This window comes from Caballeronia pedi (genome assembly GCF_001544915.2).
In the GTDB taxonomy this organism is placed as follows: domain Bacteria; phylum Pseudomonadota; class Gammaproteobacteria; order Burkholderiales; family Burkholderiaceae; genus Caballeronia; species Caballeronia pedi.
Genome location: NZ_FCOE02000004.1, coordinates 283,112 through 298,648, shown reverse-complemented (window position 1 = coordinate 298,648; position 15,537 = coordinate 283,112). Strand labels below are relative to the sequence as shown.

Annotated in this window: 16 protein-coding genes; 1 reads left to right on the top strand and 15 read right to left on the bottom strand. The window is 56.9% G+C overall.

All coding sequences use genetic code 11. The features are described 5' to 3' along the window. Positions 1-38 precede the first annotated feature (38 nt). The 10 genes from AWB80_RS08525 to AWB80_RS43145 all read right to left on the bottom strand — a co-directional run bounded on the left by AWB80_RS08525 (position 39) and on the right by AWB80_RS43145 (position 11,070). Positions 39-2,147: an AIPR family protein gene (locus AWB80_RS08525; RefSeq protein WP_061174196.1), complete on the bottom strand. Its 2,109-nt coding sequence runs from the start codon at positions 2,145-2,147 to the stop codon at positions 39-41. Further along, positions 2,144-3,115, bottom strand: a complete 972-nt coding sequence (locus AWB80_RS08520) for a PD-(D/E)XK motif protein (RefSeq protein ID WP_160147425.1) — start codon at positions 3,113-3,115, stop codon at positions 2,144-2,146. The genes AWB80_RS08525 and AWB80_RS08520 overlap by 4 nt, the downstream gene beginning before the upstream one ends. Continuing rightward, positions 3,099-5,909 carry a Z1 domain-containing protein gene (locus AWB80_RS08515; RefSeq protein ID WP_061174194.1) on the bottom strand — a complete coding sequence of 937 codons (2,811 nt, stop codon included), beginning with the start codon at positions 5,907-5,909 and terminating at the stop codon, positions 3,099-3,101. The genes AWB80_RS08520 and AWB80_RS08515 overlap by 17 nt, the downstream gene beginning before the upstream one ends. Then, entirely contained in the window at positions 5,906-7,351 is a 1,446-nt protein-coding gene (locus AWB80_RS08510; protein ID WP_061174193.1) for an ATP-binding protein, read from the bottom strand. The genes AWB80_RS08515 and AWB80_RS08510 overlap by 4 nt, the downstream gene beginning before the upstream one ends. A 423-nt stretch (positions 7,352-7,774) precedes the next feature. Beyond that, positions 7,775-8,278, bottom strand: coding sequence for a YqaJ viral recombinase family protein (locus AWB80_RS08505; RefSeq protein ID WP_061174192.1), 504 nt, complete (start codon positions 8,276-8,278; stop codon positions 7,775-7,777). Further along, positions 8,278-8,781 (bottom strand): hypothetical protein, encoded by a 504-nt coding sequence (locus AWB80_RS43155; RefSeq protein WP_143327996.1) that lies wholly within the window; start codon positions 8,779-8,781, stop codon positions 8,278-8,280. Before AWB80_RS43155 ends, AWB80_RS08505 begins: the two co-directional genes overlap by 1 nt. Continuing rightward, positions 8,729-9,091: a hypothetical protein gene (locus AWB80_RS08495; RefSeq protein WP_143327995.1), complete on the bottom strand. Its 363-nt coding sequence runs from the start codon at positions 9,089-9,091 to the stop codon at positions 8,729-8,731. The genes AWB80_RS43155 and AWB80_RS08495 overlap by 53 nt, the downstream gene beginning before the upstream one ends. Before the next feature lie 88 nt (positions 9,092-9,179). Continuing rightward, positions 9,180-9,947 carry a TIGR04255 family protein gene (locus tag AWB80_RS08490; protein ID WP_061174189.1) on the bottom strand — a complete coding sequence of 256 codons (768 nt, stop codon included), beginning with the start codon at positions 9,945-9,947 and terminating at the stop codon, positions 9,180-9,182. After that, the gene (locus AWB80_RS08485; protein ID WP_061174188.1) at positions 9,947-10,234 is read right to left on the bottom strand and encodes a hypothetical protein; all 288 of its coding nucleotides are present in this window, start codon (positions 10,232-10,234) and stop codon (positions 9,947-9,949) included. Before AWB80_RS08485 ends, AWB80_RS08490 begins: the two co-directional genes overlap by 1 nt. A 137-nt stretch (positions 10,235-10,371) precedes the next feature. Further along, positions 10,372-11,070 carry an integrase domain-containing protein gene (locus tag AWB80_RS43145; RefSeq protein WP_244206452.1) on the bottom strand — a complete coding sequence of 233 codons (699 nt, stop codon included), beginning with the start codon at positions 11,068-11,070 and terminating at the stop codon, positions 10,372-10,374. A 58-nt stretch (positions 11,071-11,128) separates the two neighbouring features. Between AWB80_RS43145 and AWB80_RS44855 the strand changes: the two genes are divergently transcribed. Continuing rightward, positions 11,129-11,584 carry a hypothetical protein gene (locus AWB80_RS44855; protein WP_244206453.1) on the top strand — a complete coding sequence of 152 codons (456 nt, stop codon included), beginning with the start codon at positions 11,129-11,131 and terminating at the stop codon, positions 11,582-11,584. Positions 11,585-11,818: 234 nt separating this feature from the next. On the opposite strand, the gene AWB80_RS08475 is transcribed toward AWB80_RS44855, so the two are convergent. From AWB80_RS08475 to AWB80_RS08455, 5 genes are all read right to left on the bottom strand, one after another. Continuing rightward, positions 11,819-12,085 carry a hypothetical protein gene (locus tag AWB80_RS08475; RefSeq protein WP_061174186.1) on the bottom strand — a complete coding sequence of 89 codons (267 nt, stop codon included), beginning with the start codon at positions 12,083-12,085 and terminating at the stop codon, positions 11,819-11,821. Between the two features lie 348 nt (positions 12,086-12,433). Further along, positions 12,434-12,592, bottom strand: a complete 159-nt coding sequence (locus tag AWB80_RS43890) for a hypothetical protein (protein ID WP_160147424.1) — start codon at positions 12,590-12,592, stop codon at positions 12,434-12,436. Positions 12,593-13,060: 468 nt separating this feature from the next. After that, positions 13,061-13,267, bottom strand: a complete 207-nt coding sequence (locus tag AWB80_RS08465; RefSeq protein ID WP_061174184.1) for a hypothetical protein — start codon at positions 13,265-13,267, stop codon at positions 13,061-13,063. Positions 13,268-13,270: 3 nt separating this feature from the next. Continuing rightward, the gene (locus AWB80_RS08460) at positions 13,271-13,657 is read right to left on the bottom strand and encodes a hypothetical protein (protein ID WP_061174183.1); all 387 of its coding nucleotides are present in this window, start codon (positions 13,655-13,657) and stop codon (positions 13,271-13,273) included. Positions 13,658-13,961: 304 nt separating this feature from the next. Next, the gene (locus AWB80_RS08455) at positions 13,962-15,443 is read right to left on the bottom strand and encodes an HD domain-containing phosphohydrolase (RefSeq protein WP_061174182.1); all 1,482 of its coding nucleotides are present in this window, start codon (positions 15,441-15,443) and stop codon (positions 13,962-13,964) included. Between the last annotated feature and the right edge of the window lie 94 nt (positions 15,444-15,537).

The following is a 15,537-nucleotide window of genomic DNA, read 5'->3' as shown; positions in this document are numbered from 1 at the left end:
TATCAGCATGAAATCGCGCCTTATCCGGGGGCGATCGTTCATACGCTCCTAAACCCCTCGTCAGTGCACAATCGTTTGATCTCAAGGAGCTTCCGCCAGTTCCTTTCAATATTGATCCGTGTGAAGCCTTGCACAGTGCTAGCTTTGGTCAGTAACTGGCGGTCGGGGAGATCGAGCAGTTGTACGCATTTCGGCCACCCGAGTAGCGCTTTCCAATATCCAGTTATCGTCAACTCGAAAACCGCTTTCTGGACGGCGATTCCGTCGTCTTGCGCGCCCTGCGCCCTCGCGGTGGCTTTCTCCTGCATGAAGTCGTCCTTGTCGATGGACCAGCGACCGATGGATTCAACATCCCATGCTGCAGATTGCTTCACCTTCTCCCAGCAGGCTTCCTTCTTCGACCATTCCCCGACGTTGGTTATGCCTGATGGAGGATCGAGCAGGATATCCTGAACGACGATGGCCAGTTCGCGAATACAGTTCTCGATTGTCGAATCGGCGCTTTGTTTCGTCCATACGCTTCCGAGGTCGAACTCGTTACGCTTTTGTCGAAGCGAATAGAACAACAGCGACAGCGAGTATGCAACGATCTGAGGCCGATAGTCCCCTTTGTACCAGTCTCCACGCCCTGACGACACGACGAGCTCCGCCTGCTTCCATAGGATGGCAATGGCTACCATCCGCTTGTAGTAGGCATCTCCATAGCTCGGGCTGATGGCGTTCCAATGCTCGCTCTCGCTGGCGTTGGCGGTCTTGCTCGAAAACTGGTCCGCGAACCTCGTGAAATTCTTCTGCGCCCCGAGGCTGACCCAATGCGGTTTCTCTCCCCAAGTGCTGTCGTACTTGGCGAGCTCTGTCTTGTTGATCAACTGCTCGGGCGGATACTCGAGATCGAACGCGTCCTTCTTAGCTTTCGTCAAATACAGCCGTTCATTCTGAAACTGGCCTCTCGATCGCTCATAAAACCATTTGCTTTGAATCCGGGCGCCGACTTTCGCCGGGATCTGAAGTCTGCGAGAGATTTCCTCCATCTTCCGGTGGAACGGATGGTTTGCGAAGAAGTCCGCTACTGCAACCTTGTTCTGGGTATTGGCAAACTGCGCAATCCTCGGAATCAAATCATGAGCGCCTTCGCGATTGACCTCGGTCAGCTTCATTTGTACGGTCACGCCGCTCAGCGACAATTGATCCTTCTTCCTTGCGCTCAAAATGCTCGCAGTAGTCTGGCCGCCATTGACGATCTGAAAGTCGACGAGACGGGTAAGGACCGGTCTGCCGTTGACCTGCTGGATCGTCACGTCGGTCGCGGTTGCAGCGATTCCGTTGTTGTATGCAAAAAACAGAGACGGTGAATCTTGAATGGTCCCCCGAATGCCCTTGTTCACGCCGCCCTTCATCCCGAGAAACGAGCGAACGTTGCCTTCGAGAAGACGGCTGCCGTAGCGCTCGAACAGGTTTGCGAGCAACGTCCCATCTAAGACACAAAGAAACGACCTCAGCTCTTCCGTGCGCGCAGCTTCAATGCAGGGAATCCCTTCTGAGCCAAAGGTGGTTAAATCGACTTCCACGGCTTCTCGTTCACGGGAAGATTCATACATCGCCTTGAGGCGGCGCAGATCCCAGATATGCCTTTCGAGGGGAATGCCCGCGACTTCCCCTAACTTTTCGTCCTTGAACGATGTGCTAAGCGTCTGATTGGAGAATATGTGCAGGCGAATCCGACTTATCTTGCTCTGATAGCCTATGAGCTGGCTTGCCAGCTCATAGGCCGTGTTGGCTTCAGCGATTCGCTCGTTCAGCCGAAGCTCGATAGCTTCGCGCACGAAATTTTCGAGCCAGCTCGACAATCTATTTACCTCGGCGGTCGTGAGCGTGGCAGGCTCATCGTCGTCGAGCCACTTGCCTACGACCAGACCAATGCTGCCATCGGCTTCATCGAGTTCGGTAAAGCCGTGCACCTTTAGCTGCCGGTTTCGGCTGCCCGTTCCAAGATATTCAACCGAAACGAATTCCCCGAATACCGGATCTTCTTCTAGCCGCTCTGCGACTTCGGAAACGAAAGCGATCGTATCGACCGAACTTGTTGCCTTCGCTCGGCGGACAACGATCTGTTTGAGTTCCTCGAGGAATTCCTTGATGTCTCTCATGCGGGCGAACCGTCCTCGAAATCAGAGATTGAGCAAAGGCTAATGGCATAGGTCGCGCTTGATACGCCAAGCGGGACCATCCCGCGGGTAAGCTTCGGAAACGCATCGGCGATCCGATAGCGCAGCATCGATAACGGCTCAAACAGAATCGAATCGTAATACTCGTGCTCGAAATAGCTCGCTTCGAGCAAGCGCTCCTTGAAAGTTTTCAAGGCATCCGCGTTTCCTGCGATCGCGCCTTCGATTCGCGCGACCAGTTTGTTAAGTCCTATGGCAGCCGGTTCTGACGAGGCTGCTTGCCGAAGAGTAACGAGGATCAGATGCATCGGCACTCGACAATCCAGCTGTTCGAGCGACGAGATCGATACATTCTCCGCGCCGGGCCCGATCGCCTTGACTTCGAGCGCGCAATCCGAATACACGAAGTCCTGGTCGGTCGCCAACGGTCCTGTCCAGCCTGTGACCGTTTCGTTCGCGCCTCTCATTCCGTCGTGGACCAGTGTCTCGAGCACAAGCAGTTCTGCAATCAATCCCTTGATCTTATACTGCTGAAGAAACCCGTCTCCGCCATCCTGAAACAGCTTCTTCCACAGGTTGAGACGCTCTTTGAACAGTGAGACGAGTGTGTTCTCGTCGGGAACACTCTCGGCGGCGTCCAGAAGGTCCTGACACAGCCTGCCGAATACCGGTTCCAGCCCCCTCTTGCGGAGCCGCAACACCATGAGCCAGGAACTGTCCAGACGCTGCTGCCGGAAATAGTCGAGCGACGCCGAATCAGTGGCGATGCTGGGGGGGGTCGCGTGAATCCCTATTGCCAGCAAGACGAACGCCGATTCATCGACGCCAGCGTAGATGTCAAAGCGAGATTCGGGATGGATGCGCGTGAGGCGAAATCCGTTCGGCTCGATGGGCTTGCGACTGACTTCGGCGATCGCGGTCCGCCACAGATCTTCAATCGTCGCCATCATCGTCCCCATCCTCGGCGTCAATCAGTCCCATGTTGCGCAAGGCGATCTTGTTCAATCGATAGGGAACACGCGACGCCCCGTCGCGGTCTTCGTACTTCGGGAATGAGAGACCGACAGCGACGAGCAGCTTCGGCTTGATGTCGTTGCTCTTCATGATGCGATCCTTCTTCGCCGCGGTGTTCTTTTTTGAGTCACCGGGCTTGCCCGAATCGACGGCTTCGTCCGATCCAGACACCTGCGCCGCATTGGCGGCTCCGTTCGGCTCCTCAGGATCGCTCGGCTCAATGATGTGTATGGTTAATAGTGGTCGTTCCCGGTATTTACGGTACACGAAACCGGGAACCGTTTTGCCCTTCCCCGAATCACGCTCGACTTCTTCCGCCCATTCCTGCTTCGCGGCATCAATCTTCGACTTAGCAATGTCGACCATCTCATCGGTGATGTCGCCCACGCGCTGCTTGTTCAGCTTCAGATAGTCCGAGCCCGCAGGAACCTTTTCGAACTGGCGCTTGCGTGCCCGAACGACTATGCGATTGGCATCGCAGTCCAGCACAGAGAATTCCGGTATTTCTTCGCCCGAGCCTTGAGACAGGCAGATGTCCCACTTCTCCAGTTTGGCGATCTGGTTATTTCGGATAAACGAGATTATCGGTCGGTCGCGCCCTGTGATATCGCTCGTGAATGGCATGTTCATCAGCGATATGTCGAGACCATTGAGAAAGTTCGCCACTTCGCCGGCCGTTTTCTTTTTCCAGACGCACCTAGTGCCGATCCGCTCGGCGTGACCGAGGCCTCCTACGAACTCGATCGCATGCTCTAGGTTCTTCCGGTTGATTTGCTCGTCTCTTGGAAGAAATGCGGTCTCCGCGCCGGCTGTGCTGTACGAGAGGTCGACTTCGACATTCTTCGTGTTCCGCATCTTGTTCAGTGCCGTCACAATGAGCGAATCTGGATGCGACCTCACTCGCATGCCGAAGTCAATCGGCTTGTATCGGTTGGCGTGCATGCGCCGGATGTCGAGCTTCAGTTCGGAAATGACGTCGGCAACGTGGCCAAACCAGTCCTGCACATCCGGGTCCATCCAGACTCTGCAGAGATCGTCATAACCCGGCCGGTATCCGAACCATCGGCCCATTTGAAGAAGCGTGTCGTAGGCTTTCGAATTGCGGTAGAAAAAGCTGACGCACAATCCCTCCAGCGTCAGACCGCGAGACAGGGTCAGGCCACCGATGGCGATGACGCGTCGGCCCTTTTCCGCATTCTTGTAAGCGCCGAAGTTTAGCCGATCACCGGCTTCGCTCTTCTGATTGACGGTGAGAACCTTGACCGACGCAACCGAGTCGTAAAGCGACTTCCTGATCTCGTCCCATGCGTAACCGCAATCGGCGTACTGCGCTTCCCAAGTGTCATGCAACTGCTTCAGGCGTGCGTGTTTGTGCCACGCCGCGTCTGCTGCAAGATATTGCTTGATTTCCTCGGTGAGGACATAGATGTAGTCCTTGACGAGGATCGCGATCCGATCCTGAACGTCCGTGAACCGCGTCACGTTGATCAACATCGATCGATGCCTAAGTGGCTCGCCTCGCAGGTCGCGAATCGCACAGGAGACGAGGAACGTTTGCAGCGCCTCCTCGAGGCTTGACGGCAATTCCGGTACCTGCCACTCCTTTTTGTGCGCGTACGGGAAGGCAGGATCGGCATCCAGAATATCCTGCTTCTGATACTGGTGATTTCCCTCGTCAGAGAAGATGCTGCCCGCGCCGATGTAGTTGCTCGGCGTGTTCAAAGAATAGACGAAATCTGACGGGAAGAGATCACCACCATCCGGGTTGATGAATACATTGGCGAACGGCGTTGCTGTGTACGCTACGTACGTGGACTTGGTAAAGCGCTTGAGAACTTCCCGTATGAGCTTGTTGATGGTGGTGGGGTCCTCATCCTTCTTCGAGTTCACGGATGCGTTGTCTGCTTCGTCGTCGACCAGGAGCACTGGCAGGTTAAGCGGTCCGCGGCCCTTTATCTGGGAATCGAGAAATCCAATCAGGTTCTCAAGCGGTGACTTGTTCTTCTTCATGACAAGCAAGACCGGCGCGTTGATGTTCTCGAGCGGGATACCCCGCATGAACTTTTCGTTTGCGGTCAGGAAGTCGGAATCGACCGAAGTGAGCACATTGGGGAAGACGGTGCGAAATCGTCCAGAGCCGATCGCCTTCTTCTCTCGGTCGTCCGAGAGGATTTTTCGGCTGTCGCGGCCGACGAATCCGGAGTCCATGCGTTCCTGAGACTGGGAACGAAGGTCCTCGATCATCCCGGTAAGAAGCACAATAAACTTGTAGCCGACGTCGGCGGCCTTGTTGATCAGACCGCAATAGCTTGCGGTCTTGCCGGACTGGACGTCGCCCATCACAAGACCTTTCATTCGCCAGGTGGATGATGCGTTCGGATTACCACAAGCGTCGAGGATGTTGTCGGTATCCTCGTCGAGAACGCGAACGACCTTCTGACTGAAACCGGTCGACTTCAACTCGCTTGTATAGGCATTCCAGTAGGTCCACTGGATGGACGACTTGGCGTCCTCGAGCCATGGTTCTTGCTTCTGGTCGACTATTCCTTGGCCCGCCACCATGCTGACGCCGATCGTCGCTTCCAGCTGCTTACGGATCTTCACCAGCACCTCGGCTTCGATGTCGGGAACGATCTTCGGGAGCATGCTCATCACGTCATTGAGCAGCGCGTCGGTGAGTTCCCTCTGGCCAATGATGCCTACGGCGATCAAGTACGGATCGCTGTTCATTTGTCGAGCTCCTCTCGAAGTTTCTCGTGGTGTTGCGGATAACGGACGATCGGGTCGATCATCAAGACCTGCTCGACGTCCAGCCCGGTGATTTCGAGCAGATTGGTCGCGTGTTCGATCAGCGTCGCAATCAGCTGCGCACCGTCGTTCTTGCGGTGATCGGCGCACATATCCGCGTAAATGGCTTCCATCGGCAACGCGTCGCCGAAAAGTCCCAGCAAGGCGAACAAGGACTTCTGATCGTCTTTATCGAGCCTCGACGAAAGCGCCTCTATGGCCGGATGGGTTACATTGAGTTCGTAGCGGAAAGCGCCGTGGTACGGTTCAACTCTCATCCAGAGCGGGACAAAGTCCTTTGCGTTGCGCTTGCGGCCGGGATAGGTCAGTGTTCTCTTACTCGTGTTCGCAAAATGAGGGATGAGCTCCCTGAGACGCGTTCTGATGACGTCAGGCGGGTAGGCGACCGATTTTTTTATATCAAGCGCCCAAAGATCATCGAAGGAATTCGGGATATCGACCTGCACGCGGGTCAGCTTGAAGAACTCTTCCTTGGGCACAAGCTTGAACCAGGTTCCCCAGATCACCAGCCGCCGATTTCGGTAAATATAAAACCCCTGCGTGCCGCGAAGACCTTCGTTGCCACCGGAGAGATCTATCTCGTCCGCGGTCAGATTTCTGACGGGCGGAAGAATGTAGGGCGTGACCTGAACGTCTCCCCGCGCATGTCTGATTATCTGTCCCTCGAGTGGCTGACGGAACATGTTGCTCTTGAGGAACGGGTCGCGAGGCGGGAGACGCAAGCCATTCACTGAAATCCGGACGGGCTCGAATCCGGCTTCCTTTTGAGTGAAGCGGTGAAAGACCAAGGCTAGGTGTTCACGCAGCGATGACAGCTTAATCGTCATTTCCTGCTGCGGATCGAGCGCACCGGCAGTTAATTTGTCCAGTGACTGCCAGACGACAAGCGTTCCTGAGTCCAGCTCCATCAAACGGCGAAACATTGGCAGTTTCTTAAGCTCGGTGTCTTCAGGAACGACCACGAGCCATCGGCCGTAATGCTGAACGACGTCCAAGTCCCAGCGTCTGGCGCTTATGACTTTGCGCACCTTGCTAATGACGGTAAGGCTTCGGCATTGCGAAAGTGAAGCCGTCTTAAGCCCTAGGCCGAATCTACCCAAATCGCTCGGATGGCGTTCGTGCGCCGGATTTCGACTGCCATGACGCATGGCATTGGTCAACTCGCCTGGCTCCATCCCCACGCCGTCGTCCAAAATGGCGACGAATGGATCGTCGGATGCGTCGTATTCGATATCGATCCGTTCTGCGCCCGCGGAAATGCTGTTGTCTATCAGATCAGCAATTGCGGCATCAACGGAGTAGCCCACGGCCCGCATCGATTCCATCAAAGAGATGGGATCCGGCACTACTTCTAACGTATTCATCAACCTTCGAATCCTTTAAAAACTGATTCGGCCCGTTATCCTGCATGATTGTGCTGGGGATCTAGTCTCTCTTTGCAGAAGATTCACGTCCCGCTGAAGCTAGTGTTGCTTGGTGCGATTGCCTCGATCACTCGAACACTCGCCAAACTCGGTAAATGGCTGGCGACGACGGCTTGGCGCGTTTTGAACAGCTCCGAATCTTCGGAGCCCGCTTCTGAAGTCCTCATCACGCTAGATATCGGCAGCCATATTTCTTTCTTTAACCCGCCCGCAGCGGATGTCGCAACCCGTAGGGTGACGAGCCGCTTCCGCATGTAGTCGCGTGGTCCTGGTGTTTTTTTTGCGGCGAAGTTTGCTGCCTGCGGGATCGATGTGGTCGAAGGCCTCCAATTTTGAAGCATACTTGCCTTAATTTGCATACCTTCAAACCTTGCGCAACCCGTTGCCTGCTTGCGACGTGTACGCTGGCGCGACGATCGATTCAGGCGGCGTTCCCGAATACACCGGCTCGCGCGTGTCATTCGGATCCGGGTTTACCACATCCGTATCGCGATCTGTCTTTTCGAGCCATAACTCGGACGCGCTAGTGTACGAATTAAGGGCTACGCCTGCGGCTGCGTCCGATCCGTCGATGCCGGCTCGGCCTAGCGTGAGCCAGATATCATGGCTCACGCCTCTCGTTTCAACTAGGATGCAGGGCCGTACCTTCGCGGCAGACGAGATGCACCAGCCAGTAACCGCGCCGCCGAAACCGCCCGAATAGCGGCGAAACGTGAATGCCCGGTCTTTGGTGTCGAAGAGCGTCCTGAACTGTTTCGATGCAGAAGGGAAAGTTCGGAGTGGAACCCAAGTACTGCGCACCTGATAGGCCATGAACGAAATTTTGTGTACCTCAACGTGCACCAAAAAAACGATCTGACCCGTCATCAAGTTTGCGATTTTCTCTTGACGCGAGCCGATGCTATTGCTGAGACCAAGTCTTGTTGAGCACTCAGCCGGGCGTCTTTTTCGTCGACGCTCCAACCCAATATGACGCCATGCTCAGGATAGTCGGGCATTGGCCAAGGCTCACAGGCAAGGCCGGCAGAGGCTATCTGAGGCATGGCGAGCATTGCCGCTCCAATCGCCGCTTTGCCTTCTTTCGCCCGAATCATCGAACCCAACTCCCAAAGCCGGCTGTCCGATACATTGTTGAGTCCGCAGACGGATGTTTCGAACCTTGCCGTCTCTTCATCCCACATTGGCTGAAACAGCTTCGGCTTTGGTGAACCATTCGCAAAAAGGTCGCGCTTGTCGAAGATGAATCGAGCAACGTCTCCAGATTCAGTGACAAAGGCGTGTGCCGCTGGTGTCTGAGTTGGTTCGCGTTGCTTGCTGTCAGGCGCGCGAAAACCGTTGCAGAATCTGGATAACGCTTTGAGGAATTTCATCGACGAATCGTTTAACTCCGTGATCCCTGTCTGAAGAGGAGAAACGCGCTGCATATGCGAGCCGACCGTTGCCCGCAAGCGCAACCGTCAACATTTCGCCTCTGGTGCCCAGCCAATCAAGGGAAACATCTCCGTCATCATCTAGCGAAAGTTCGGGAGTCGGGAGATTCAATGGAAGAGCAAGCAGAAATCGCTGAGCTAGCACCATCGCCGTTTCCTGCTGAACCTCCATACCATTGTCATTTGCCAACGACTGGAGATCTTCGAAGACATGCGAACGGCGCGTCGCTCGCGCTTTGATCGTGTCCACGGCGCTCGCTGTAATTTTGCCTACCCGTTTCGCAATCTCGCCAACCGCTGGGGATGAGAGGTTAGCGCTGCCACTATGATATCTGGGGTCAAGTGCGATCGTGCTCATATATTTCGGCCGTCTTTTCGGTAATGTGTTCGAAGAACATGCTGTTTTTCCGATCTCGAAGCACGTCAAGGCAGTCCCAAAGGTGCTGCGATTGCTCTGGCGCAACTCGGCATTCTCGCCATACATCAATGTCCAACACCACCGTCACTGATGCTCCGTTCGGACCAAAATTCGGAGCGCCTTCCAGCAGTTGAGTAACAACCGAAGTGCAGTCGTACTCAGCCTCAGGGATTGTGACCCGCGACAAAAACCCGGTTATCGACTGAGGAAGCGCCGGTGGAACCTGTGGGGGGCAGGTCAAAAACTCCGCGAAATCGTCAAACGGTAGCGGCAGCACGATTTCATTGATGTATCGGACCGCGATGCGGCTCACGGTAACGGCGCCCGTCTCCTTAACGAACAAGCCCCAAAGCCTCTGCGCTTCCCCCTTCAAATCTTCCCATCTTCCATACGGGTACAGGCGGCTGAGCGTGAAGCCCGCTATTCGCGCCTGGACGACGAAAGTCCGCTCGCCGGCTGACGTCAATCGACGTCCGACTGCACGCGGTCCGGTTTGATGCGTCGACATGCGGCCTTCATCGCTATCAAGGCCAAACACGGCTTCCCATAGATCCAACTTTTCGCCGTATGCGTCTCGGATTTTTTCGACAAACCGGTCAATCACATCGAGTGAAACAGCGGGCTCAAAGCGAAAATCGATAAGCGCCTCACGAACTGGAGCCCTCGCTAGCTGACGATACCGAGCCATCAACCGCCCCCGTTCTCAATCTGGGATGAGCCTTTCCGCCGCAAATTGATGCCATTATCGCGGAGCTTCCCTTGATTGTCCCAAAGCCACATCCGGATAATCGAACACGCTACCTCGGCCTTGTTGGTTCCGTGAAGACCAAGCGACACGATTTCACCAATAACGTGATCTGTCGCCAAATCAACCGTCAACTGTAGCTTTTTAGTCTCGACAGCGCTGGCGCGTGCCATTCTCAACCCGATTAGATTCTGAATAGATTGAGTATAGATTGCGTCGGGCACGACCATCAAGCGATTCAGCTACCCGCCGCCCTATACTCAAGCGGCGATTGCAGATACCGCTCGACTTCCACGTTTAGGCACACCGTGCACCGAGTTGACAGCCGGATTGGCTTTGGAGCGCGTCCCGGCTTGCACATCTTGCGCTAGGTCTCCCGGGACACTCCAACGAACCGAGCGATCCGGCTCCAGCGCGAATGGCCAACGAGGGGGAGCGTGTTTAGGTGCTTATGCATGATGCCCCTCATCCAGAGCCTGCTTGCCGTACACCGTCTCGATCTATGTTCCTCGCCCGTCGCCGTGACAGAGCCACTTAGACAAGCCCGCAGCGGCTTCGCGTCGACTGATGCCGAGCCCTTGAGCCTTCGAAGGTGCTCGCAGGCGTATGCGTAGCGAGGCTGTGAGGTGCAATCTCGCCGGCCAAGCCGACCTTCCGCACCACATAGTGGTATCGCTCCATCGCTTTTTTTGAGATCCGGCTTACGCACCAAACGACCGTTCGAGCGGCACGCCAGATCCAGCGCGGAATGCACCAATTCGACAGCATCGTTCCCATCGAGAGCCGGAGAACGTCGTGTCTTCCCTCCCTTCGTGCCGTGGACGATGGTGACCATGCCGTTGCCTGCCGCATTGGTCAGCACCCGACTCCAATCCGGCAGCGACGGTACACAGCGAACCGCTTCCTGCGCGCGACGACCGAACTCCATCTGAAGCCTGAGGACCATAGCCACACCTGCGTCAATCGCCTCGGCGCGGGCGATATATTGCTGCGCTTCCTCAGGTGAGAGCCGCCGCTTGGTGCCGCTCCGACTTGCTCCAGCGATGCCGACGGCTGCGTTGCTCATACGATCAGCGAACGGTCGACGACCCATTCCCTCGAGCGCCGTGCGGATATGCGCCATATTGTTGGCGATCGTCCTCGGCGTGAGCGAGCGTTCCCTCATGTTCGTCACCCATGCCTCAATGCCTCAATGTGCTTTTCTTGGATCTGCACCGTTGCGTGAATTTGAAACCCAGCGCGCCAAAGAAAGCGCGAGAACCGCGCCAAGGCCGATTCCTTGGCGAGAAGCGTCAGATGCCCACTTTGCGAGCAGCGGGGCTCAGGTCGGCCGCAAGCGATTTGTGAGACATCGTCAACCGGTACAAGTACCTCGTGCTTCCCGGTCCGAAATCGCTCGCAAGCTAAGCGATCTGTTGGTGGACATCGCGACGGTGGAGGACGAATGTGACGCGCCGCACTTGTACTACGGGACGACTGTCAGCTCGGGGAACATGGGACCCAAGCCGGACAACATCCGAATGACGGAGTTGCGCTGCCATCCCGGGATCAAGGATTTCAACATCAAGGTGAAATCGTGAAATCGTGAGACCAGGAAGAGAAGGGGATCAATAACGACTCGAAGGGGCGGATCGTCTTCTTTTGGGGAAAAATTGTTAAGAGCGGGATTGGGCTGGGAGTCTCGGGCTTATCTTGGGGAGAGTTTGCTTCGCTTCACAAGAAATATCAGAAGCTCTTAACCGATCGATGAGAGACGATGCCGCCGCGGTCGTCTTGGCAAAAGGTGATCAGCCGATTGGTGAGGTGGTCCGAACTCAAAGCCCTTCCGGAGTCGCTGCAGGTTTATCTGTTGACTGAAGCAGCGCGTGGAGCGGGTGTGCCTGTTCGGTGGAACTGCGATCGTAGACGCCACAGAGCATGACACCGACGTCGACGAGCTTTCCGTAAAGATCGTCGTCGATCGTTCCTTGCAGGGCGGCCAGCGCCTGCACGTGCTTGTGGAGCGCGTTCTCAAGCGTCACCGGTGGCCGATGCGTCCGTGCCATGACCCGAAGCGCTGCGAATACTTCCTGATCGGTCATTGGTCCCTCCACCGAAGCGGCGATTCACGGATTCGCGCATCGTACCACCGCAATTTTTCGCCGATTGCCAAGCGTCTGGTGGCTGCGAACCGACGCGCTAGGCTATTCGGGCATCGCAAACACCCGGTCCGCGTGATCATGCAGACGCATTTATCTCGATGTTACGACGCCGGGCTGCAAGCCAAAGAAAGCCCGTCGCGAGGACGGGCCAAAATTCGAGAGGGCGAGCGCGATGCACTGCACTCCCGCGAATCTTCGGCACATGCTCTCTAGCCGACAACACCGATCTCTGATTTTTTGAGTTGCGATCAGAGAAACGCTTCGGCGCGTGCCGCCGACGGCGCGAGTTCAGTGCCGCGTTTCGGAGTGGTCGCCCGTGCGCGCGTTCTTGTAGTGGCCGCCCTTGTGCGATGAGCCGTGACCGCCGGCATAGTGGCCACCGCGAGCCTCTGCGATGACAGGAACGATGACCGACGCGCAGATCAGCGCGGCGATGACTTCCTTCATGAGGTCTCCCCTATCGAGCGATCGTTTCGCTGGCATCAGCGACAGACGCGATGTCGGCATGCAGTCGAAACCGCTTAATCGGTGAAAACCATGAGAACGTGACGGGTCGACTTGGACGGCCCGTTTCACGCGGATCAATCGCCAATCCGCTCGTCTTCAGCTGGCTTTAAATCACCCAGTGCAATACGCGTTACCTGGGAGGGTTCGTTCCAAAGAAACATTTTTCAATGCGCCTATTTTTTAAGCAAATCCGACAAGTTCGCCACCGCGTCTCCTTACGGAACAGGGGTCGAGGTTCAACTTTTGAATTTTCGATTTCGCGGGTGTGAAAATTTGACGGAACGGTCCGTTCTGATTCGGATCTTCGCAGATTTCCGAATTCCCCCCCCGGGGCACAGCCCGCTGATCGCGGCCATCAGGGGCCAACGCAGCTGAGGTCAGCGCGCTAAGAAAGGGTAGTTGAATGCATCAATTTAGCGTTGGCGGATCGCCGAGGGCTTCATGGAGCTTTTTCCCACTTGTCTCCAAAACCTCGACTACAGCATCAGACATCTCGCGCAGAGGTGCCTGTCGAATGGCCTCGGCGGCCGTGAGCATCACGCTCGCGCCCTCCATCGAGACGATTGCATAATTGACGAGTGCGCGCAGCCGTGCAATCTCTTGTTCTTGATCCATGGTCTATTCGAGCAATTGAGCGAACGGGTTGTCACCGTTCCTTTTCCCGCCACCCACCACCTTCGATCGATCGGCGGGCGACATTCCGAACTTTCCGAGCATGGCCTCCAGGCGGGCCAGCTTAGCGGCCGTGAAGTCCGCCCAGTTGACACGCGAATTGGCTAGCAGCCGTGCGGCGAGCTCGACCGTAATGCGGTCGGAGCCAGTGAGCACGTCCCGCGGCGCGCCGCTCGCGATGTCGTTCCATGCGGCAAGCTCGGCGCCAGAAAAATACGCGGGCGGATCGCCGAGCGGACCGGAAGCGTCTGGCTCTTCACGCCGCCGGCTCGGATTCCGTTTGTACGAGCCGCGCATCTCCAAGATTTTGGCTGGCGTTCGTGGACGCGCCATGACTACCTCTCTCTCCAAATGCGAGCGATGTCGCGCTGTATGAACCCATTGACCTGCCGCTCGCGCGAGCAAGTTTTTTCAATTTTTTCTGCTTAATTTTTAAGCAAATTCATCGAAAGCAAAGAACACTTCTTATTTTAATCAAAGATTTACGAGTAACGGGTCCAACTAGAATTTTGTGGATGCAAAAATTCGACGGAACGGTCGGTCCCAAGCCAAATCGCCCCAGACATTACACCCCCCCTCCCGCCATCGACGGTTTCGCCTCGATGTAGTCGCGTGGAAACTATGCGATTTCGCTGGTTTAGAGCCACCCCATCGCCGACGCCTTCAGCGTCGCTGCTGCGCGCGTTGAACATTCAAGCTTACGAAAAATACTCTCGATGTGTGTGCGCACCGTGCTCGGGCTCAAGGTAAGCTCGCGTGCAGCTTCCTTGTTGCTCGCGCCGCGCGAAATCGCCCGCAACACTTCGATCTCTCGCACCGAGAGAGGCACACGGGCGGAGGCGTGATTTACCTCGCGTCGTACTGGCGTATCGGCGTCGGCGAGCAGCGCATCGACCGCATCGCCATCTAGACGGCCGTTCGCGACTTCATCGAGCAAGCGATGCGCGGCATCGTCCGGCGCAAGCGCGGCTCTCCAAGGGCGCGGCGAGCGGAGCGCGACCCACGCAACGGAAGCCGCCAGCACTCGTGATTCGAGACCGATTGCCGGATCACGCACGCCGCGAAAATAGCCTGAGCCGTCGAGTCGTTCAAATGCATACGATGCGACCTCGGCGGCTTCGCCGATGGCGCCCGCCAACCGTCCCGCGCGCGACGTCCAGTACGGCACGAGACGCACCTTCTCCCACGCGCTCGCACTTAGGCGTTCCGCCTGATTCCACACGGCGTTAGGCACAGACGCGCGACCGATACCGTGAATCAGTCCCGCGTGATAGACGCGCGTGTGCGCTTCGACCTGCGACGTGAGTCTTGCGCACGCCGCCGATGCCGTCGATGCAACCGTTCGCGAAAAGCCGGTCATCCACGCAAGTTTCAAATCAATGACGTCCGCGATCAATTCCGGCGAAGTGGTCTGCTGCATGTGCTCGGTCAGCAGCGCCGCGTCAATCTCCGCAGGCGAAGCGGAATCGAGCGCCTTGAGCCATTGCACCGCGTGGCGCTTCGCGTGCTCCGCGAGCGTGGCGGGATAGCGTGCGTCCGCGCGTTGTGCGATCTTTGCGAGCGCTTCATCCACGCCGTACACGCGGCTGTAGATCTCTAGATCGCCTGCCAGCGAGACGATGAACACCGGCACAGGCACGGCCTCAGCCGCAAGATGCGAAGGTAAGCCGCGTCCATCCCACGTCTCGAAGATATGACGCAACGCCGTCTCCGTCGCGCGCGACAGCCCTAGCATGCGGGCCACTTCTCCCGCAACCTCGCAGTGCGTCACGGCGAGCGGCGTGAGCGCCGCACCCGCATCGCCGAGCGCTTCGAGCGGTTCGGCCCAGTCCGGATGCTCTTCGAGCATCGCACGGCGAAATGCCACGTCGTCGCCGAAGGTGTGCGCGAAACCCGCCGCATTCGCCGTGCAACCGGACCAGCGCAGCAAGGCCGCTTCGCGCACGGCGTCGGCGTCCGCCGTCGCGAGACCGGCTGCACGTGCGAGATGCGCGGCGAGCCATGCAGTGCGGGGCGAGTGGTCGGTCGGCTGTCCCATGCTCAAGTCGCCGATGAAGGCTAACGCCTTCATGCAATCGAACACAAGCGACAGGGGACGGCCGGCTTGCTGGTCGGTCATAGGATGTCAGCGAGAGGGGTGCACGGAGATGCGCTCACTATACGCGAGCGCGCTTTTTTACCTCGTATCGGTCATTCGACCGATACCTGGCGTG